The organism is uncultured Massilia sp., from assembly GCF_913773735.1.
In the GTDB taxonomy this organism is placed as follows: Bacteria; Pseudomonadota; Gammaproteobacteria; order Burkholderiales; family Burkholderiaceae_D; genus Telluria.
The window spans coordinates 487,692-505,411 of sequence record NZ_CAJYEB010000023.1; the positions used below are offsets into that span (position 1 = coordinate 487,692).

Here is a 17,720-nt window from a genome sequence, read left to right on the forward strand (position 1 = left end):
AGAATCATTGAAACATTGAAATGTTATCGATGTCAATCGGATTGTTATCGATGTCATTTTTTGTCGACACTACATGGAAATCTGTCATAATGCGTCGGAAAACGACAAACCCATCATCCACCGATCATCCATGGCGCTTTCCAAGACCTTGCCGGGCACCGGCGACACCACCGTCACGATGGAAGACCTGGCGCGCATCGCCGGCGTCTCGACCATCACGGTGTCGCGCGCGCTGCGCGACAGCCCGCTGGTGACGGAAAAGACGCGCGAGAAGGTGCGCAGGATCGCGGCCGAGCAGGGCTACCGCTTCAACGTCAGCGCGCGCAACCTGCGCATGCGCCGCTCGTACTCGGTGGCCGTGGTGGTCGAGATGACGCCGGTGAAGGGCCGGCCGATGTCGGACCCGTATCCGCTCGAACTGCTGGGCGGCATCACCCAGGAACTGACGACGGCCGGCTACAGCGTCGTGCTGACGTCGCGCCAGCTGCTCGACACGGCGCCGGTGCAGGGGGCCGACGGCATCATCCTGCTGGGCCAGGGCTCGCACGGCGAGGCCGTGCAGGCGCTGCAGTCGAGCAGCGTGCCGCTGGTGGTGTGGGGCGAGCCGGACGCCGACGCCAGCCACGTGACGGTCGGCAGCGACAACCGCAAGGGCGGCGCCAGCGCCGCCGAGCGCTTCCTCGGCCAGGGCCGGCGCCGCCTGCTCTTCGTGGGCGACGTCGACCACGCCGAGGTACAGGCGCGCTGCGCCGGCTTCATCGACGCGCTGTCCGGCCGCGCCACCGTGCACATCCTGCGCCCCAAGGCCTTCACCTTCGAGGCCGGCTTCGAATGCGTGAGCGCGCTGCTCCGCAAGAAGGGCGGCCACAACTGCGACGGCCTGTTCGCCGCCAGCGACCAGCTGGCGATGGGCGCGATCCGCGCGCTGGCCGACGCCGGCCTGCGCGTGCCCGACGATATTTCCGTCGTCGGCTACGACGACACCCCCGGCGCCGCCAGCTTCATCCCGCCGCTCACCAGCGTGCACCAGTACCTGCGCGACGGCGGCGTGCTGCTGGCCAGGAAGATGCTGGACCTGATCGAGGGGCGCGCCGACGTGCGCTCCGAGATGCTGCCCACCACGCTGATCGTGCGCCAGACCTGAGCGCGCGACGCCCCGACACGAGTCCCATCCGCCAAGCGAAACGAGAGGAAGAACACAGTGGAAAATGACATCGATAACATCCCCGGCGGGCTGGAAGCCGAACCGTGGTGCATCCGCGAGCGCGGCCTGGACCCGCGCCGCGCTTTCCTGCACGAGACCCTGTTCACGCTGGGTAACGGCTACATCGGCATGCGCGGCACGCCGGAAGAGGGCCACGGCCCGGGCGGCGCGTTGAAAGGCACGCTCGAGGGCACCTACCTGAACGGCTTCCACGACACCGAGGCGATCCACTACCCGGAGAACGCCTACGGCCTGGCGCGCACCAACGAGTTCATGCTCAACGTGCCGAACGCCAAGCGCATCACGCTGGAAGTGGACGGCGCCCTGTTCACGCTCGACAGCGGCACCGTGCACGCGTACGAGCGCACGCTCGACTTCCGTACCGGCGTGCTGGCGCGCAGCGTCGAGTGGGAAGCGCCGTCGGGCCAGCGACTGCGCATCGACAGCCGGCGCCTGGTCTGCCTGCAGCGCAAGCACGTGGCCGCGCTCGAAGTCGCGGTCACGCCGCTGGACTTCTCGGGCACGGTGCGCCTCCTGGCCGACGTCGACGCCGCCGTGTCGAACATGCAGGCCGGCGACGATCCGCGCGTGGGCTCGGCGATCACCGGCCCCAGTCTGCAACTGGTCGGGCGCGAGGTCGGCGAGACCGACGTGCTGGTGCTGCAGCGTACCCGCAACAGCGGCTTCCTGCTGGCCACGGCCACCGATTCGGTGCTGGACAGCCCGGCGCGCCTGGAACGCCTGGCCGGCGGCCATGCGTTCGAGGTGCAGGCGCGCCGGGGCGAGACCATCGTGCTGCGCAAGTTCGTGGCCTACGCCACCTCGCGCGACATGGACGAAGGCCAGGTGGGCGCGCATGCCCGCGCCGAGGTCGCGCGCGCCAGGGCGGACGGGTTCGACGCGCTGGTGGCCGAGCAGGGCGCCTGGCTGGCGGGGTTCTGGAACGAGGCCGACGTCGTCATCGACGGCGACGACGCGCTGCAGCAGGGCGTGCGCTTCAACCAGTTCCACCTGCTGCAGTCGGTCGGGCGCGACGGCAAGACCAATATCGCGGCCAAGGGCGTGACCGGCGAAGGCTACGAGGGCCACTATTTCTGGGACACGGAAATCTACGTGTTCCCGTTCTTCCTGTTCTCGCGCCCCGAGATCGCGCGCGCGCTGCTGCAGTACCGCTACAACGGCCTGCCCAAGGCACGCGAGCGGGCGCGCCAGATGGCGCATGCGCGCGGCGCGCTGTACCCGTGGCGCACCATCGCCGGCGAGGAGTGCTCGGCCTACTACCCGGCCGGCACGGCCCAGTACCACATCAATGCCGACGTGGCCTACTCGATCCGGCTGTACTGGCTCGCCACCGGCGACCTGGACTTCATCGCGCAATGCGGCGCCGAGATCCTGCTGGAGACGGCGCGCATCTGGCTCGGCCTGGGCTCGTGGGACCGCCAGGGACGCTTCTGCATCAACGAGGTGACCGGCCCGGACGAATACACGGCCCTGGTCAACAACAACTACTACACGAACGCCATGGCGCGCATGCACATGACGTTCGCGGCCGACATGATCGAACGCCTGCGCGCCGAGCGGCCGGGCGAGCACGCGCGGGTGGCGGCGGCGATCGGCCTGGAGGATGCCGAGATCGCGGCCATGCGCGCCGCCGGCGCCGCCATGCGCCTGCCCTACGACGAGGAGCTCGGCATCCACGAGCAGGACGACAGCTTCCTGTCCAAGAAGCCTTGGGATTTCGCCAACACGCCGCAGGAACATTATCCGCTGCTGCTGCACTACCACCCGCTGGTGATCTACCGCCACCAGGTCTGCAAGCAGGCCGACGTGGTGCTGGCGCTGATGCTGCTGTCGAACCAGTTCGCGCTCGACGACAAGCGCCGCGACTTCGACTACTACGAGCGCGTGACGACGCACGATTCCTCGCTGTCGTCCTGCATCTTCAGCATCGTGGCGAGCGAGGTCGGCTACCGCGACAAGGCCTACGCCTACTTCATGGAGACGGCGCGCCTGGACCTCGACAACACCCACGCCAACACCCAGACCGGCGTGCACACGGCCGCCATGGCCGGTACCTGGCTGGGCGTGGCCTACGGCTTCGGCGGCATGCGCCTGGACGAGGACGGCCTGCGCTTCGCCCCCGCGCTGCCCGACAGATGGACCGGCTACCGCTTCCAGGTGCACGTGCGCGGCGCGCTGCTGGAAGTGGCGGTCGGCCCCGGCGGCGCCGGCTACCGCCTGCTGAAGGGCGCGCACCTGGCGCTGGCGCACCGCGGCCGCGCCTTCGAACTGAACGCGGGACAACCGCACATCCACATGGGAGACCTCGCATGACGCCATCCAGCACCCGCTTCCGGGCGGTCATCTTCGACCTCGACGGCGTCATCACCGACACCGCGCGCTACCATTACCTGGCCTGGAAACGCCTGGCCGACGGCATCGGCGCGCCGTTCGACGAGGCCTTCAACGAGGAACTCAAGGGCGTCGACCGCATGGGGTCGCTGGAACTGATCCTGGCGCGCGCGCCGCGCGTCCATGGGGCCGACGAGAAGCTGGCGCTGGCCGACGCCAAGAACGAGCACTACCGGCGCCTGATCGCGACCATGACCCCGGGCGACCTGCTGCCGGGCGCCCTGCGCGCGCTGGAGCAGGTGCGCGCGGCCGGCCTGAAGACCGGCCTGGCCTCGGTCAGCAAGAACGCGTTCACGGTGCTCGACCGCCTGGGCATCCGCGCGCGCTTCGACTACGTGGTCGATGCCGCCACCGTCAGGAACAGCAAGCCCGATCCGGAAATCTTCCTGCGCGCGGCGGACGCGCTGGGCGTCGCGCCGGGCGACTGCCTGGGCGTGGAGGACGCGGCGGCCGGCGTGGCGTCGATCAAGGCGGCGGGCATGTTCGCCGTGGGCGTGGGCGACGCGCAGGTGCTGCGCCAGGCGGATGTCGTGATACCGTCGCTGGAGCGGTTCGACCTGTTCGCTTATTGACGGTTGCGCACACCGTCGCCCCGGCGCAGGCCGGGGCCCAATGTTCGCAGTCCGGCTGCGCGGCGGCATTGGACCCCGGCCTGCGCCGGGGCGACGTGCTTGCGGTTGCGGCATCATAAAAAATACTGGAGACACCGTGAACAAGAAACGCATCCTGCTGGCCCTCTTCCTGATCTACTTCGTGTTCGCCATCCTGCTCAACAGCGTGGGCACGGTGATCCTGCAGGTGATCCACAACTACGGCATCGACAAGGGCGCGGCCAGCGTGCTGGAAGGCTTCAAGGACCTGCCGATCGCCATCGTGTCCTTCCTGGTCGCGTCCTCGCTGCCGCGCTTCGGCTACAAGCGGGCGATGCTGGCGGCGCTGGCCATCGTCGCCTGCGCCACGCTGGCGATGCCGCTGCTGCCGGGCTTCGCCACGGCCAAGCTGCTGTTCCTGTGCGTGGGCGTGGCGTTCGCGCTGGCCAAGGTGTCGGTGTATTCGACCATCGGCCTGGTCGCGCGCGACAAGCGCCAGCACGCCGGCATCACCAACCTGCTCGAAGGCTTCTTCATGGTCGGCGTGCTCTCCGCCTTCTGGATCTTCGGCTGGTTCATCGATTCGTCCGACCCCCGCTCGACCAGCTGGCTGGACGTCTACTGGCTGCTGTCGGCCCTGTGCGCGGCGACCTTCGTGCTGGTGCTGGCCACGCCCTTCGACGAAGGCGCCGCCGCGGCGCCGCACAGCCGCGGGCCGGCCGCCGATTTCCTGGACATGCTGCGCCTGTTCCTGCGCCCGCTGGTCTATGTGTTCGTGATGACGGCCTTCCTCTACGTGCTGGTCGAGCAGGCCGTCGGCACCTGGCTGCCGACGTTCAACAACGAGATCCTCAAGCTGCCGGCGGCGATGAGCGTGCAGGCCGCCAGCATCTACGCCGGCTGCCTGGCGCTCGGGCGCCTGTCGGCCGGTGTCGTGATGCGCCGCCTGAACTGGTATCCGGTGCTGTCCTTCTGCATGCTGGCGATGGGCGCGACGGTGCTGCTGGCGTTGCCGCTGGCGCGCGACATCGCGCACGACCCGCACGTGGGCTGGACGACGGCGCCGCTGGCCGCCTTCCTGTTCCCGCTGATCGGCCTCTTCATGGCGCCGATCTACCCGGGCATCAATTCCGTCATGCTCAGCTCGCTGCCGGCGCACCAGCACGCGCCGATGACGGGCCTGCTGGTGATCTTCTCGGCGCTGGGCGGCACCACCGGGTCGCTGATCACCGGCTACGTGTTCGGCCGGTTCAACGGGCACTTCGCGTTCTACCTGACCCTGGTGCCGATCGCGCTGATGCTGGCCAGCCTGTACCTGTTCAAGCGCCAGGTCGAGCGGGCGCCGGCGCCGGCGCAGGAGGTCGCGGCCGAAGCCGCGTGAACGCGTGGTGCGCACGGGGTGCGCACCCTACGCCATCGGCATCGCCGTGGGACGTGCATCACGCCCCATCGGCATCGCCGTAGGGTGCGCTCCCCGAGCGCACCAACCGCCGATCAGCCATCATCCCGCACGCACCCCGGCTCCGCCTGCCCGGGCTGGGCGCTCTGCGCCAGCAGCAGCGCGCGAAAATCCTCCGCCCGCATCGGCTTGCCGATCAGGTAGCCCTGCAGCACATCGCAGCCGGTCGACTGGATCGCCGCCTTCTGCGCCTCGGTCTCGATGCCCTCGCAGATCACCGACAGCTTGAGCGACTTGGCGAAGGCGATCACGCCGTTGACGATGTCCAGGCAGCGCCGGTCCTGCTCGATCTCCTGCACGAACGAGCGGTCGATCTTGATCGCCGTGATCGGGAACTGGCGCAGGTAGGTGAGGTTGGAGTAGCCGGTGCCGAAGTCGTCCAGGGCGATGTGGAAGCCTTCGGCCTGCAGCGAACGCAGCACCGCCGCGGCCTTGCCGATGTCCTGCATCAGCATGCTCTCGGTGACTTCCAGCTTGATGCATTCGGTGGCCAGGCCGTAGCGCGCCACCAGGTTCTTCAGCAGCGGCGCCAGGTTCTCGTCGGTGAGCTGGCGCGGCGACACGTTCACCGCCATCCTCAGGCGGTAGCCGATGGCCTCCCATTCGCGCGCCTGGCGGCAGGCTTCCTCGCAGACCCAGGCGCCCACCGCCGTGATGGCGGGCGAATCCTCCAGCATCGGCAGGAAGGCGCCCGGGGCCAGCACGCCCAGCGTCGGATGGTCCCAGCGCAGCAGCGCCTCGGCGCCGACCACGGCGCCGTCGGCGGCATCGACCTGCGGCTGGTAGTACAGCACGAACTGGCGCCGGTCCAGCGCCGAGAACACTTCCTGGCGCAGGTGCAGGCGCTGCTTGATCAACTGCTTGGCCGCCGGCGCGAACACGGCGATCGTATGGCGGCCGTTGTCCTTGGCCTCGTACATGGCGGCGTCGGCGTTGTTGAGCAGCTCGTCCGGCGTGTGCGCGTCGCCGCCGCCGATGGCGATGCCGATGCTGGCGCCGATGGTGACCTGGTGCCCGTCCAGCGCGATCGGCAGCGCCACGCGCTGCAGCGCGGCGGCGGCCAGCGCGCGCGCCATCTCGCCGTCCGCCTGCTCCAGCACGAACACGAACGCGTCGCCGCTGATCCGCGCCACCGTCGTCTGCGGGCTGGCGAAGCTGGCCAGGCGCTTGCCGATTTCCTGCAGGGCCTGGTCGCCGGCGTGGTGGCCGTGGGCGTCGTTGACTTCCTTGAAGTGGTCGAGGTCGACGAACAGCACGCACACCGGGTGCCCGTGGTCGAGCGAGCGCTGCAGCGCCGCGTCGAGCGCGCGCATGCAGCTGAAGCGGTTGTGCAGCCCGGTCAGGCTGTCGTGGGTGGCCAGGTGCATCAGGCGCGACTCGGCTTCCTTGCGCGCGCTGACGTCGGCGAAGAACACCGTCAGTCCGTCGGCCGACGGATAGGCGCGGCCCTCGACCCAGATGCCGAGCGGCGCATAGTAGGCCTCGCAGCTGGCCGGCGCGCGCTCGCGCATCGCGCGCTGGTAGGCGTCATGGAAGGGACTGCCCACCGCTTCCGGAAAGGCCTGCCAGATGTCCTGGCCGAGCAGCTCGTCGGCGCTGCGGCCCGTCATGGCCGCGCCGCGCCGGTTGATGTAGGTGAAGCGCCAGGCGCGGTCGAGCGAGAAGCAGCCGTCGGCGATGCTTTCCAGTACCGTGCTGAGGTGGCTGCGCGCGTCCTGGGCGGCATGCTGCGCCTCGACGATCTCGCTCAGGTCCTCGAGGAAGGCGACGAAGCGGATCAGCAGGCCGTCCCGGTCGCGCACCGGGAACAGGTGCATGCGGCACCAGAACATGCTGCCGTCCTTGCGGTAGTTGCGCAGCGTGGTCGTGCAGTGGTCGCCCGCCGCGATGCAGTCGCGGATGGCGCCGATCTCGGGCTGGTTGCGGTCGCCGCGCTGCAGGAAGCGGCAGTTCCGGTCGCGCACCTCGTCCAGGCGGTAGCCCGTCATGGTCTCGAAGGCGGGATTGGCGTAGACGATCGGGTTGTCGGCGCGCGCCGGGTCGGTGATGACGATCCCGGTGTTGCTGGCTTCGATGACGCCCTTGAAGAAGGACGCCGGCTCCTGCTCGAAATAATCGGCATGGGTGGAGGACGGTACGAATTCCCGGGGATCGGTCTGCATGATCGTCACCTTTGCACTGGACGGTCCAAGTGTAACGCGATGTAACCGTCGCACAATGTTAGCCAGGTCGCTTGCGGCGTCAATTGCGCCGTCGGCCCAGCGCCGCCAGCCGTGCCAGCACGGCGTCGCGGTCGGCGTCGATGCGCGCGCCGTTCGTGCGGCTCGACAGCGCGGCGCGTTCCTTGCGTCCGAGAAAATAGGCGATGCGCTCGGCGTTGGCGCCGGATGGATGCGGGATGCCGTGCAGGATGCGCTGGCCGTCCAGCACGCCCCGCGCCGCCAGCCAGTCCAGCGCCAGCCCCACCTTGGGACCGAGCGGCACCATGACCGCGTCGCGCAGCGGCGCGATCTCGCGCGCGAAATAGCCGAGCAGCTGCTCCTGCAGCAGCGGCGTGGTCAGCATGTTGGGCGCGGCGCCGTTGTAGTTCTTGCCGGCCACGAACACCGGATTACGCAGCACCCCGGTCACGTGCATCAGGTCGGCGTGCGCGCCGAACAGCGCGGCGCAGGACGCGATGCCGAGCCAGCGCTGCAGGCCCACGTGGTCGAGCAGGGCCACGAGGTTGGGGCGGATCGCGCCGCTGAACGCGCCCGTGTACTTGGCGGCGCGCAGCACCTCCTCGTCCGGCGCGCCCGCCGAAAGCTGGCGGCGCGCCTCGCGCACCGCGTTCTTCCACTGCACGAAGCCGGGCGAGATGCCGACCAGGACCACGCGCGCGCCCGGGTTGACGTAGTCGAAGGGGATGTAGTGGGCGCTCAGCGCACCGGCGCGGGCCAGCAGGAAGCCGGGCGGGATCGCGTCCGGCGCGGCGATGGTGTCGGGATCGGTGGCCAGGAGCAGCGCGCGGAAGGCGTCGAAAGAGGCTTGCATACTGTCAATGTCAAGACGAAGGCCGATGGCGGATCGGCAAACATGGCGGGGAGCGATCGCAGTGTAACGCCTGGCGCGCGCGCCGGGCATGGCCGCGACGGCGCCGCCCCGCGGCCGCGGGACCGTGACGATCGCGCGCCGTGGACAAGGCGCGCGATCGCGTGCGGGGTACATGCTACGATCACGGCATCTACGGACCCGGCCACGGCAGCGTTATCCGCGCTGGCGCTGGCGCCACCGTCATGCTGCCTGCCATGCGCACCTGTACCGAGATCGTCGGCGATCCGCGGTGGCACCCGGACGCCGCACGCTCGTGGAGCGGGCGCGCGCGGACGAGGACGGCATGCCGGTGTCCGGGCGGCCTTCGACCCTCTGAGAAAGAACGCAACGCATGGACATCACGCAGGAACCTTTCGGCACGCTGCCCGACGGCAGGCAGGTCAAGCGCTACACGCTGAAGAACGGCAAGGGCATGGTCGTGAAGGTGCTGGACTTCGGCGGCATCGTCAGCGAAATCCACGTGCCCGACCGCGACGGCAAGGTCGCCGACGTCGCACTCGGCTTCGACACGCTCGCGCCCTATCTGAAGGACAGCCCGTACTTCGGCGCCCTGATCGGCCGCTACGGCAACCGCATCGCCAAGGGCCGCTTCACGCTGGACGGCAAGGCCTACCAGCTACCGGTGAACAACGGTGAAAACCATTTGCACGGCGGCGACCCCGGCTTCGACAAGGTGCTGTGGACGGCCACGGTGGAAGCGGGCAGCCTGGCGCTGCGCTACCGCGCCGCGGACGGCGAGCAGGGCTATCCGGGCAACCTGGACGCCACCGTCGTCTACAGCCTCACCGAGGACAACGAGATCGCCGTGCACTTTCGCGCCGTGACCGACCGGCCGACGCCGGTGAACCTCACCCAGCACAGCTACTTCAACCTGGCCGGCGCGGGCGCCGGCGACGTGCTGGCGCACGAGATGACCATCGACGCCGACGCCTTCGTGCCGGTCGACGCCGGCGCGATCCCGCTCGGCCCGCTGGCGCCGGTGACCGGCACGCCGTTCGACTTCCGCCAGCCGCACCCGATCGGCGAGCGCATCGGCCAGCCGGACGAGCAGCTGCTCCACGGCACCGGCTACGACCATTGCTGGGTGCTGAACAAGCCGGACGGCGGCAAGGCCATGACCCGCGCCGTGCACGTGTACGAACCCACGACGGGAAGGGTGCTCGAACTGTTCACGCAGGAGCCGGGCGTGCAGTTCTACAGCGGGAACTTCCTCGACGGTTCGCTGCACGGCAAGGGCCACGACTACGTGTTCCGCGGCGGCTTCTGCATCGAGCCGCAGCACTTCCCCGATTCGCCGAACCGGCCCGCGTATCCCGGCACGATCCTGCGGCCGGGAGAGGTGTACGAGACGCGGTCGCGCTTGCGGTTTTCGGTGGCGCGGTGAACCGCCGTCGCCGCGGCCGTGACCGCGTTTCGGCATCGCGACCGATGCCGGAATCGATATCGGTAAGCGCAAAAAAGTGATTGGATAGTTATCTGGCCGTTCGGTAGACTCCCCGCATCGCCGGGCCCGGCCCTGACCGCGGTCGCCCGGTCCCGACAACGACGAGGAGACCAGGACGTGTCCGAGACAACGAAGAAGCCTGCGCTGCGCTCGGCGGCATGGTTCGGTACCCAGGACAAGAACGGCTTCATGTACCGGAGCTGGATGAAGAACCAGGGCATTCCCGACCACGCATTCCAGGGCAGGCCGGTCATCGGCATCTGCAATACCTGGTCCGAGCTCACCCCCTGCAACGCCCACTTCCGCAAGCTGGCCGAACACGTCAGGCGCGGCATCCTGGAGGCGGGCGGCTTTCCCGTCGAATTCCCGGTCTTCTCGAACGGCGAATCGAACCTGCGCCCGACCGCCATGCTGACCCGTAACCTGGCCAGCATGGACGTCGAGGAATCCATCCGCGGCAACCCGATGGACGGCGTCGTCCTGCTGGTGGGCTGCGACAAGACCACGCCGGCGCTCCTGATGGGCGCGGCCAGCGTCGACCTCCCGACCATCGTCGTGACGGGCGGCCCCATGCTCAACGGTAAGCTGAACGGCAAGGACATCGGGTCCGGCACCGCCGTCTGGCAGCTGCACGAGGAATTCAAAGGCGGCAAGATCACGATGCACGACTTCCTCGCCGCCGAAGCCGGCCACGCGCGCTCGGCCGGCACCTGCAATACCATGGGCACGGCGTCGACGATGGCCTGCATGGCCGAGGCGCTGGGCACCTCGCTGCCGCACAATGCCGCGATCCCCGCGGTCGACGCGCGCCGCTACGTGCTGGCGCACCTGTCCGGCATGCGCATCGTCGAGATGGTGCACGAAGACCTGACGCTGTCGAAGATCCTCCGGCGCGAGAACTTCGAGAACGCGATCCGCGTGAACGCCGCGATCGGCGGCTCGACCAATGCCGTGATCCACCTGAAGGCCATCGCCGGACGCATCGGCGTGCCGCTCGAACTGGAAGACTGGACCCGGATCGGCAAGGGCACCCCGACCATCGTCGACCTGCTGCCGTCGGGCCGCTACCTGATGGAAGCGTTCTACTACGCCGGCGGCCTGCCGGGCGTGCTGCGCCGCCTGGGCGAGGGCGGCCTGCTGCCGCACCCGGGCGCGCTCACCGTCAACGGCAGGACCATCGGCGAGAACACGCGCGATGCGCCGATCTACAACGACGAAGTGATCCGCAAGCTCGATGCGCCGCTGATCGACGACGGCGGCATCTGCATCCTGCGCGGCAACCTGGCGCCGCGCGGCGCCGTGCTGAAGCCGTCGGCCGCGTCGCCGCACCTGATGACGCACCGCGGCCGCGCCGTCGTGTTCGAGGACTTCGACCACTACAAGGCGCGCATCGACGATCCCGACCTGGACGTCGACGAACACTGCGTGCTGGTGATGAAGAACTGCGGCCCGAAGGGCTACCCGGGCATGGCCGAAGTGGGCAATATGGGCCTGCCGCCCAAGCTGCTGGCGCGCGGCGTCAAGGACATGGTGCGCATCTCGGACGCGCGCATGAGCGGCACCGCCTACGGCACCGTCGTGCTGCACGTGGCGCCGGAGGCGATGGCGGGCGGACCGCTGGGCATCGTGCGCGACGGCGACGTCATCGAACTCGATTGCAGGAACGGGCGACTGCACCTGGACGTGCCGGACGCCGAGATCGCGGCGCGCCTGGCCGACCGCGCCGGGAACCAGAAAGCGCTGCCGCGCACCGGTTACGCGGGGCTGTACCTGGACCACGTGTTGCAGGCCGACGACGGCTGCGATTTCGATTTCCTGGTCGGGTGCCGCGGGTCGGCCGTTCCCAGGCATTCCCACTGAATCGACGGGAGCTGGACGCGCGAACCTGCGCGCAACGCTCACCGCGCCACGGAGACGACCCACCATGCTGCTCATCCAATACACCACCCCCGCCGGCGCGCGCCGCGTCGGCATCCTGGACGGCGACGCCGTCGTCCCGGTCGACGGCCATGCCACCATGCTGGACCTCGCCAACGCCGCCATCGCCCAGGGCCGGGGCCTCGCCGCCCTGGCCGGCGCCGGCGCCGGCAGCGGCCGCGATTCCTGCGCAGCCATCGCCGCCCAGGGCCGGCTGCTGGCCCCCATCGACCACCCGGATCCCGCCCACTGCCATGTCACCGGCACCGGCCTGACCCACCTGGGCAGCGCCGACACGCGCGACGCCATGCACAGGACGATCGGCGGCGACGTCGAACGCCTGTCGGACTCGATGGCGATGTTCCGCCTGGGCGTGGAAGGCGGCAGGCCGGCGCCGGGCACCGCCGGCGTGCAGCCGGAATGGTTCTACAAGGGCGACGGCTCGATCGTGCGCGCGTCCGGCCAGGCGCTCGACATGCCCGACTTCTCGCTCGACGGCGGCGAGGAGCCGGAGATCGCCGGCCTGTACGTGATCGGCGCCGACGGCCAGCCGTACCGCGCCGGCTTCGCGCTCGGCAACGAGTTCTCCGACCACGTGACCGAGCGCCAGAACTACCTGTACCTCGCGCACGCGAAGCTGCGCAACTGCGGCGTCGGCCCCGCGCTGCTGGTGGGCGAACTGCCGGCCCACGTCGAGGGCGTGTCGCGCGTGCTGGATGCCGGCGGCAGGGTGCGCTGGGAGAAGCCCTTCGTGTCGGGCGAGCAGAACATGTCGCACACCATCGGCAACCTCGAACACCATCACTTCAAGTACGCCCTGTTCCGCCGCCCCGGCGACGTGCACATCCATTTCTTCGGCACCGCGACGCTGAGCTTCGCCGACGGCGTGTCGGTGCGGGCGGGCGAGACCTTCGAGATCGCCTCGCCCCAGTTCGGCCCGGCCCTGCGCAACCCGCTGGCGATCCATCCCGCCCCGTTCGCGCAGGTGACGGCCTTGTGAGCCGGTCCGCGCGGGATCGGGAACCCGGCCGGGTCCGGGCGACGACGGACGAACATGACATCATCGGGCAGGGTTGGCAGCCTCGCGCGCTTCGAACGACCCAGGGTGGACGGCGCCGTCCACCCTGCGGGAACATCAACGACAGGAGACGAACCACATGAAAGCATGCAAGCCCGCCATCCTCGCGCTCGCGATCCTCGCCAGCCTGCCCGCGTTCGCGCAGGTCAGGCTGGCCGTGGACGCCGGCAAGCCCGGCGCCGTGATCGACAAGAACGTCTACGGCCAGTTCGCCGAGCACCTGGGCACCGGCATCTACGGGGGCATCTGGGTCGGTCCCGGATCGACGATCCCGAACACCAGGGGCTGGCGCAACGACGTGGTGGGCGCGCTGAAGGACCTGCACGTGCCGCTGGTGCGCTGGCCGGGCGGCTGCTTCGCCGACGAATACCACTGGCGCGACGGCATCGGCCCGCGCGCCACGCGGCCGGTGAAGGTGAACACCAACTGGGGCGGCGTCCCCGAGAACAATGCGGTCGGCACGCACGAATTCTTCGACCTGGTCGAGCTGCTGGGCGCCGACGCCTACGTCAACGGCAACCTCGGCACCGGCACGCCGCAGGAGATGGCCGAGTGGGTCGAGTACATGACGTCCGAGGGGGAGTCGACGCTGGCGCGGCTGCGCGCCAGGAACGGCCATGCGCAGCCGTTCAAGGTCGCCTATTTCGCGATCGGCAACGAGGCCTGGGGCTGCGGCGGCAACATGAAGCCGGACTACTACGCCAGCCTGTACAACCACTACGCGACCTTCCTGAAGGCGCCGCCGCACGCGCGGCCGAAGCTGATCGCCAGCGGCGGCAACGGCGACGACAGCAGCTGGACCGAGGTCCTCAGCCGCGACGCCGCGCGCGGCACCGACGGCATCAGCTTCCACTACTACACGCTGCCCACCGGCGCGTGGGAAAAGAAGGGCGCCGCCATCGGCTTCCCGGAATCGGAATGGTTCTCGACGATGGCGGCCGCGCTGCGCATCGACGAGCACATCCGGCGCAACGTCGCGATCCTCGACAAGAACGACCCGCAGAAGACGATCGGCTTCTACGTCGACGAATGGGGCACCTGGTACGACGTCGAGCCGGGCACCAACCCGGGCTTCCTGTTCCAGCGCAACACCATCCGCGACGCGGTCGTGGCGGCGCTGCACTTCAACATCTTCCACGCCCACGCCGACCGCGTGCGCATGACGAATATCGCGCAGATGGTCAACGTGCTGCAGGCCATGATCGTCACCGACAAGGACCGGATGCTGCTGACCCCGACCTATTACGCCTACAAGATGTACGTGCCGTTCCAGGGCGCGACCGCGCTGCCGGTGACGCTGTCGAACAACACGACCTATGCGTCGAACGGCCGCGGGGTACCGGGCATCAGCGCGTCGGCCGCGCGCGGCAGGGATGGCAAGACCTACGTCGCGCTGGTCAACACCGACCCGGCGCAGGCGACCGACGTGGTGCTGGACGTCGCCGGCCAGGCGGCGCATGCCGTGCGCGGCCAGGTGCTGACGGCGGACGCGATGGACGCCCACAACACCTTCGCGCGCAAGGACGCCGTCAAGCCGGCGCCGTTCAGCGCCAGCGCGGCCGGCGGCAGGCTCACCCTCAGGGTGCCGGCCAAGGCCGTGATGGTCGTGGCGGTGGAGGGATAGGACCCGCGCCGCCACGGCGGCGTTGTGCCGGCATGGCAGGCATGTCATGATGGGCGCCTCCATGCCCATTCGCACCCATCCACACGCCATGCCCGCCATCGACCGCCGTGACTTCCTGAGCGCCGCCGCCTGCGGCGCCGCGACGCTGTCCCTGCCGCTGCCCGGCCTGGCCAACCCTGGAAGCTGCACCATGTACGGATTGATCGGAAAACTGCGCATCGCGCCGGGCAAGCGCGACGCCGTCGTCGCGCTGCTGCTCGACGGGACCCGGGACATGCCCGGCTGCCTGAGCTACATCGTCGCCCTCGACCCCGCCGACCCGGACGCGATCTGGGTCACCGAGGCCTGGGACAGCCAGGCCAGCCACAAGGCCTCCCTCGGGCTGCCGGGCGTGCAGCGGGCGATCGCGCAGGCGCGGCCGTTCATTGCCGGCTTCGGCGAGCGCTTCGAGACGGCGCCGGTGGGCGGGCAGGGGCTGGCGACGGGCGCGATGCGGGAATGAACAGGGCCGGGTCGATCGCGTCCGCCATCGCCGCGTAGCCGGCGTCGCCCGGATGCAGGTGGTCGCCCGAGTCGTAGTCCGGGCGCAGGCGGCCCGGGTGGCGCGGGTCGCGCAGCACCGCGTCGAAGTCGACGACGGCGTCGAACGCGCCGCCGGCGCGGATCCATGCGTTCAGCGCGCGGCGCAGGCGTTCCTTGGCGTCGCTGTAGTGGCCCGCGTAGGGCGTGCCTTCCAGCGCGCCTTCGAACGGCGGCAGCGTGGCGCCGATGACGCGGATGCCGCGCGCATGGGCACTGGCGACCAGCTGGATGTAGCCGCGCACCAGGTCGTCCAGTTCCGCCGGCGCCTCGGCGGGTGCGAACGGGCTGCCGGGCCAGCCGATGTCGTTGGTCCCGAGCAGCACGATCAGGTCGCGCGCGCCCGGCTGGGCCAGCACGTCCTGCTCCAGCCGCGCCAGCGCATTCACCCCCATCCCGTCGCGCAGCAGGCGCGCCCCCGAGATGCCCGCGTTGGCCACGGCGATGCCGTGCGGGGCCAGCCGGCGCGCCAGTGCGTCCGGCCAGCGGCGGTCGCGGTCCGGCGAGGAGCCGTTGCCGTCGGTGATCGAGTCGCCCAGGGCGACGACGACGTGGGGCGCGGCCGCCGTCTCCACCAGCACGCCGCTGAGGAACAGCCGGCCGGGGACCACCGCGTGTGGCGCGAAGTCCGGCGCGCCGGTCCGGTCGTGGCCGGCGACGGCGACCGTCTGCTGCGCGCCCCAGTGGAAGCTGTCGATCCTGGTCGGGCGCGGCAGCCAGGTGCTGACCGACAGCCGCGCCAGCGGCGCGACCTCCAGCGCCACCGCATCGCTGACGAGCTGGGCGCCCGGTGCCAGCACGGCATCGTCCCTGCCACCGAAGGTCACCGCATGGCCGGCGCCGGCCTGGCCGTCCAGCGCCAGCCGCACGCGGCCGATCGCCACCGGCGCGTGCCCGTAGCGGTTGGAAAACACCAGCCTGACGCGCTTGCCGCCCGCGCTGACGCGCACGGTCTCGCGCAGGGTCTGGTCGTCCAGCGTGGCCGGCACGCCGGTCGGCAGGATGAAGCCGGCGCCCCAGGCGGGTTGCGGGCTGGCGTACCAGGACGTGGCCCAGTGCGCGCCGTCGGTGGCGGCGTGCGCGGCCGCGGGCGCGGCGGCGCCCAGCGCCAGCGCCAGGGCCAGCGCCAGGGCCGGGGCGGATGAAGCGGTCTTGTCGATCGGGATGGTCATTGCGGCTCCTCGTGATAGGGAAGCGCCATGATGACTCGTTCGAATTCATGGGGGAATGCGGCATTCTGGACTATAGTTCGTTCCATTCTGGAATGAAGGGGCAGGCATGGATACGATCAGGGCGATGCGCTTCCTGGTGCGCGCGGTCGAACTCGGCAGCCTGACGGCGGTCGCGCGCGAATTCGGCACGACGCAGCCGACCGTCGGCAAGGTGCTGGGCCAGCTCGAGGCCGAGCTGAAGGTGCGGCTGCTGGAGCGCAGCACCAGGGGGCCGGTCGCCACCGACCAGGGCGTGCGCTTCTGCGAGCACGCCCGCGCGATCCTCGAGCAGTACGATGCGGCCGTGGGCGAGGCGCAGGGCGCGGCGCAGCGGCCGACGGGCCTGTTGCGGGTCAACGCCCCGGTCGCGCTGGGACAGTTCAAGGTCAACCTGCTGGCGCAGGCGTTCCTGCGCCGCTACCCGGACATCGCGCTGGAACTCACGCTCGACGACCGCTTCGTCGACCTCGTCGGGGAGGGCGTGGACGTCGCGCTGCGCCTGGGCGCGTCCGTCACGGCCAACGTCGTCGGGCGCCACCTGGCCGTGGTGCCGCGCTTCCTGGTCGCCGCGCCGGCCTACCTCGCTGGCGCCGGCACGCCCGCGCATCCGGACGAACTCGCGGCGCACGCGTTCGTGCGCTTCGCCTGGACCGCCAGCCAGGCGATCGCGCTGCGGCGCGGCGCCGAACACGTCAAGGTGCGTGCCGGCGGCCGCTACAAGGTGAACAATGCGATGGCCATCCGCGCCGCGCTGGCCGATGGCGGCGGCATCGGCCTGTGCCCCGAATGGCTGGTGCACGACCTGCTGGACGCGGGCGACCTCGTGCGCGTCTTGCCGGACTGGTCGGCGACGTCGCAGGACCTGTACCTGCTGTATCCGTCGCGCCGCTACCTGCCGCTGCGCACCCGGCTGTTCGTGGATTTCATCGCCGACCGCTTCGCCGGCCAGCCCGGCTTTCGCACGCCGCCGGGCGGCGCCATCGATGGCGGGAGCGGTACTGCCGACGCCAATGGCGTGGACGACCATCGCGCCCGCGGGTGATGTGCTTTCGATGCGATGTCCAGTAAAGTGATGTCGATGACGAGATGGCACGAACGAGATGATATGA

Annotated in this window: 13 protein-coding genes; 10 read left to right on the forward strand and 3 right to left on the reverse strand. The window is 70.0% G+C overall.

The features are described from left to right. Positions 1-130: 130 nt before the first annotated feature. From QZ749_RS11825 to QZ749_RS11840, 4 genes are all read left to right on the forward strand, one after another. Positions 131-1,144 carry a LacI family DNA-binding transcriptional regulator gene (locus QZ749_RS11825; protein WP_296946890.1) on the forward strand — a complete coding sequence of 338 codons (1,014 nt, stop codon included), beginning with the start codon at positions 131-133 and terminating at the stop codon, positions 1,142-1,144. Positions 1,145-1,201: 57 nt separating this feature from the next. After that, positions 1,202-3,538: a glycoside hydrolase family 65 protein gene (locus tag QZ749_RS11830; protein ID WP_296946892.1), complete on the forward strand. Its 2,337-nt coding sequence runs from the start codon at positions 1,202-1,204 to the stop codon at positions 3,536-3,538. Beyond that, positions 3,535-4,188 carry a beta-phosphoglucomutase gene (gene pgmB / locus QZ749_RS11835; RefSeq protein ID WP_296946894.1) on the forward strand — a complete coding sequence of 218 codons (654 nt, stop codon included), beginning with the start codon at positions 3,535-3,537 and terminating at the stop codon, positions 4,186-4,188. Before QZ749_RS11830 ends, pgmB begins: the two co-directional genes overlap by 4 nt. A 136-nt stretch (positions 4,189-4,324) precedes the next feature. Next, on the forward strand, positions 4,325-5,587 hold the full coding sequence (locus QZ749_RS11840; protein WP_296946896.1) for a sugar MFS transporter: 1,263 nt from the start codon (positions 4,325-4,327) through the stop codon (positions 5,585-5,587). A 113-nt stretch (positions 5,588-5,700) separates the two neighbouring features. On the opposite strand, the gene QZ749_RS11845 is transcribed toward QZ749_RS11840, so the two are convergent. Continuing rightward, a complete protein-coding gene (locus tag QZ749_RS11845) occupies positions 5,701-7,827 on the reverse strand; it encodes an EAL domain-containing protein (protein WP_296946898.1) in 2,127 nt (708 codons plus the stop codon). Positions 7,828-7,906: 79 nt separating this feature from the next. Further along, positions 7,907-8,698: a hypothetical protein gene (locus QZ749_RS11850; RefSeq protein WP_296946900.1), complete on the reverse strand. Its 792-nt coding sequence runs from the start codon at positions 8,696-8,698 to the stop codon at positions 7,907-7,909. Positions 8,699-9,089: 391 nt separating this feature from the next. Here QZ749_RS11850 and QZ749_RS11855 point away from each other — a divergent pair, with 391 nt between their 5' ends. From QZ749_RS11855 to QZ749_RS11875, 5 genes are all read left to right on the forward strand, one after another. After that, positions 9,090-10,142 carry an aldose epimerase family protein gene (locus tag QZ749_RS11855; RefSeq protein WP_296946901.1) on the forward strand — a complete coding sequence of 351 codons (1,053 nt, stop codon included), beginning with the start codon at positions 9,090-9,092 and terminating at the stop codon, positions 10,140-10,142. A gap of 177 nt (positions 10,143-10,319) precedes the next feature. Beyond that, on the forward strand, positions 10,320-12,062 hold the full coding sequence (locus tag QZ749_RS11860; RefSeq protein ID WP_296946902.1) for an IlvD/Edd family dehydratase: 1,743 nt from the start codon (positions 10,320-10,322) through the stop codon (positions 12,060-12,062). Positions 12,063-12,126: 64 nt separating this feature from the next. Continuing rightward, complete coding sequence (araD1, locus tag QZ749_RS11865; RefSeq protein ID WP_296946904.1) at positions 12,127-13,119, forward strand: AraD1 family protein; 993 nt, start codon at positions 12,127-12,129, stop codon at positions 13,117-13,119. A gap of 157 nt (positions 13,120-13,276) precedes the next feature. Continuing rightward, positions 13,277-14,821 carry an alpha-N-arabinofuranosidase gene (locus QZ749_RS11870; protein WP_296946905.1) on the forward strand — a complete coding sequence of 515 codons (1,545 nt, stop codon included), beginning with the start codon at positions 13,277-13,279 and terminating at the stop codon, positions 14,819-14,821. Positions 14,822-14,909: 88 nt separating this feature from the next. Further along, positions 14,910-15,323, forward strand: a complete 414-nt coding sequence (locus QZ749_RS11875) for a putative quinol monooxygenase (RefSeq protein ID WP_296946907.1) — start codon at positions 14,910-14,912, stop codon at positions 15,321-15,323. Here QZ749_RS11875 and QZ749_RS11880 read toward each other — a convergent pair. After that, the gene (locus QZ749_RS11880) at positions 15,244-16,572 is read right to left on the reverse strand and encodes an SGNH/GDSL hydrolase family protein (protein WP_296946910.1); all 1,329 of its coding nucleotides are present in this window, start codon (positions 16,570-16,572) and stop codon (positions 15,244-15,246) included. The genes QZ749_RS11875 and QZ749_RS11880 overlap by 80 nt on opposite strands. Positions 16,573-16,678: 106 nt before the next feature. Between QZ749_RS11880 and QZ749_RS11885 the strand changes: the two genes are divergently transcribed. Next, entirely contained in the window at positions 16,679-17,653 is a 975-nt protein-coding gene (locus tag QZ749_RS11885) for a LysR family transcriptional regulator (protein WP_296946913.1), read from the forward strand. The last annotated feature ends 67 nt before the right edge of the window (positions 17,654-17,720 follow it).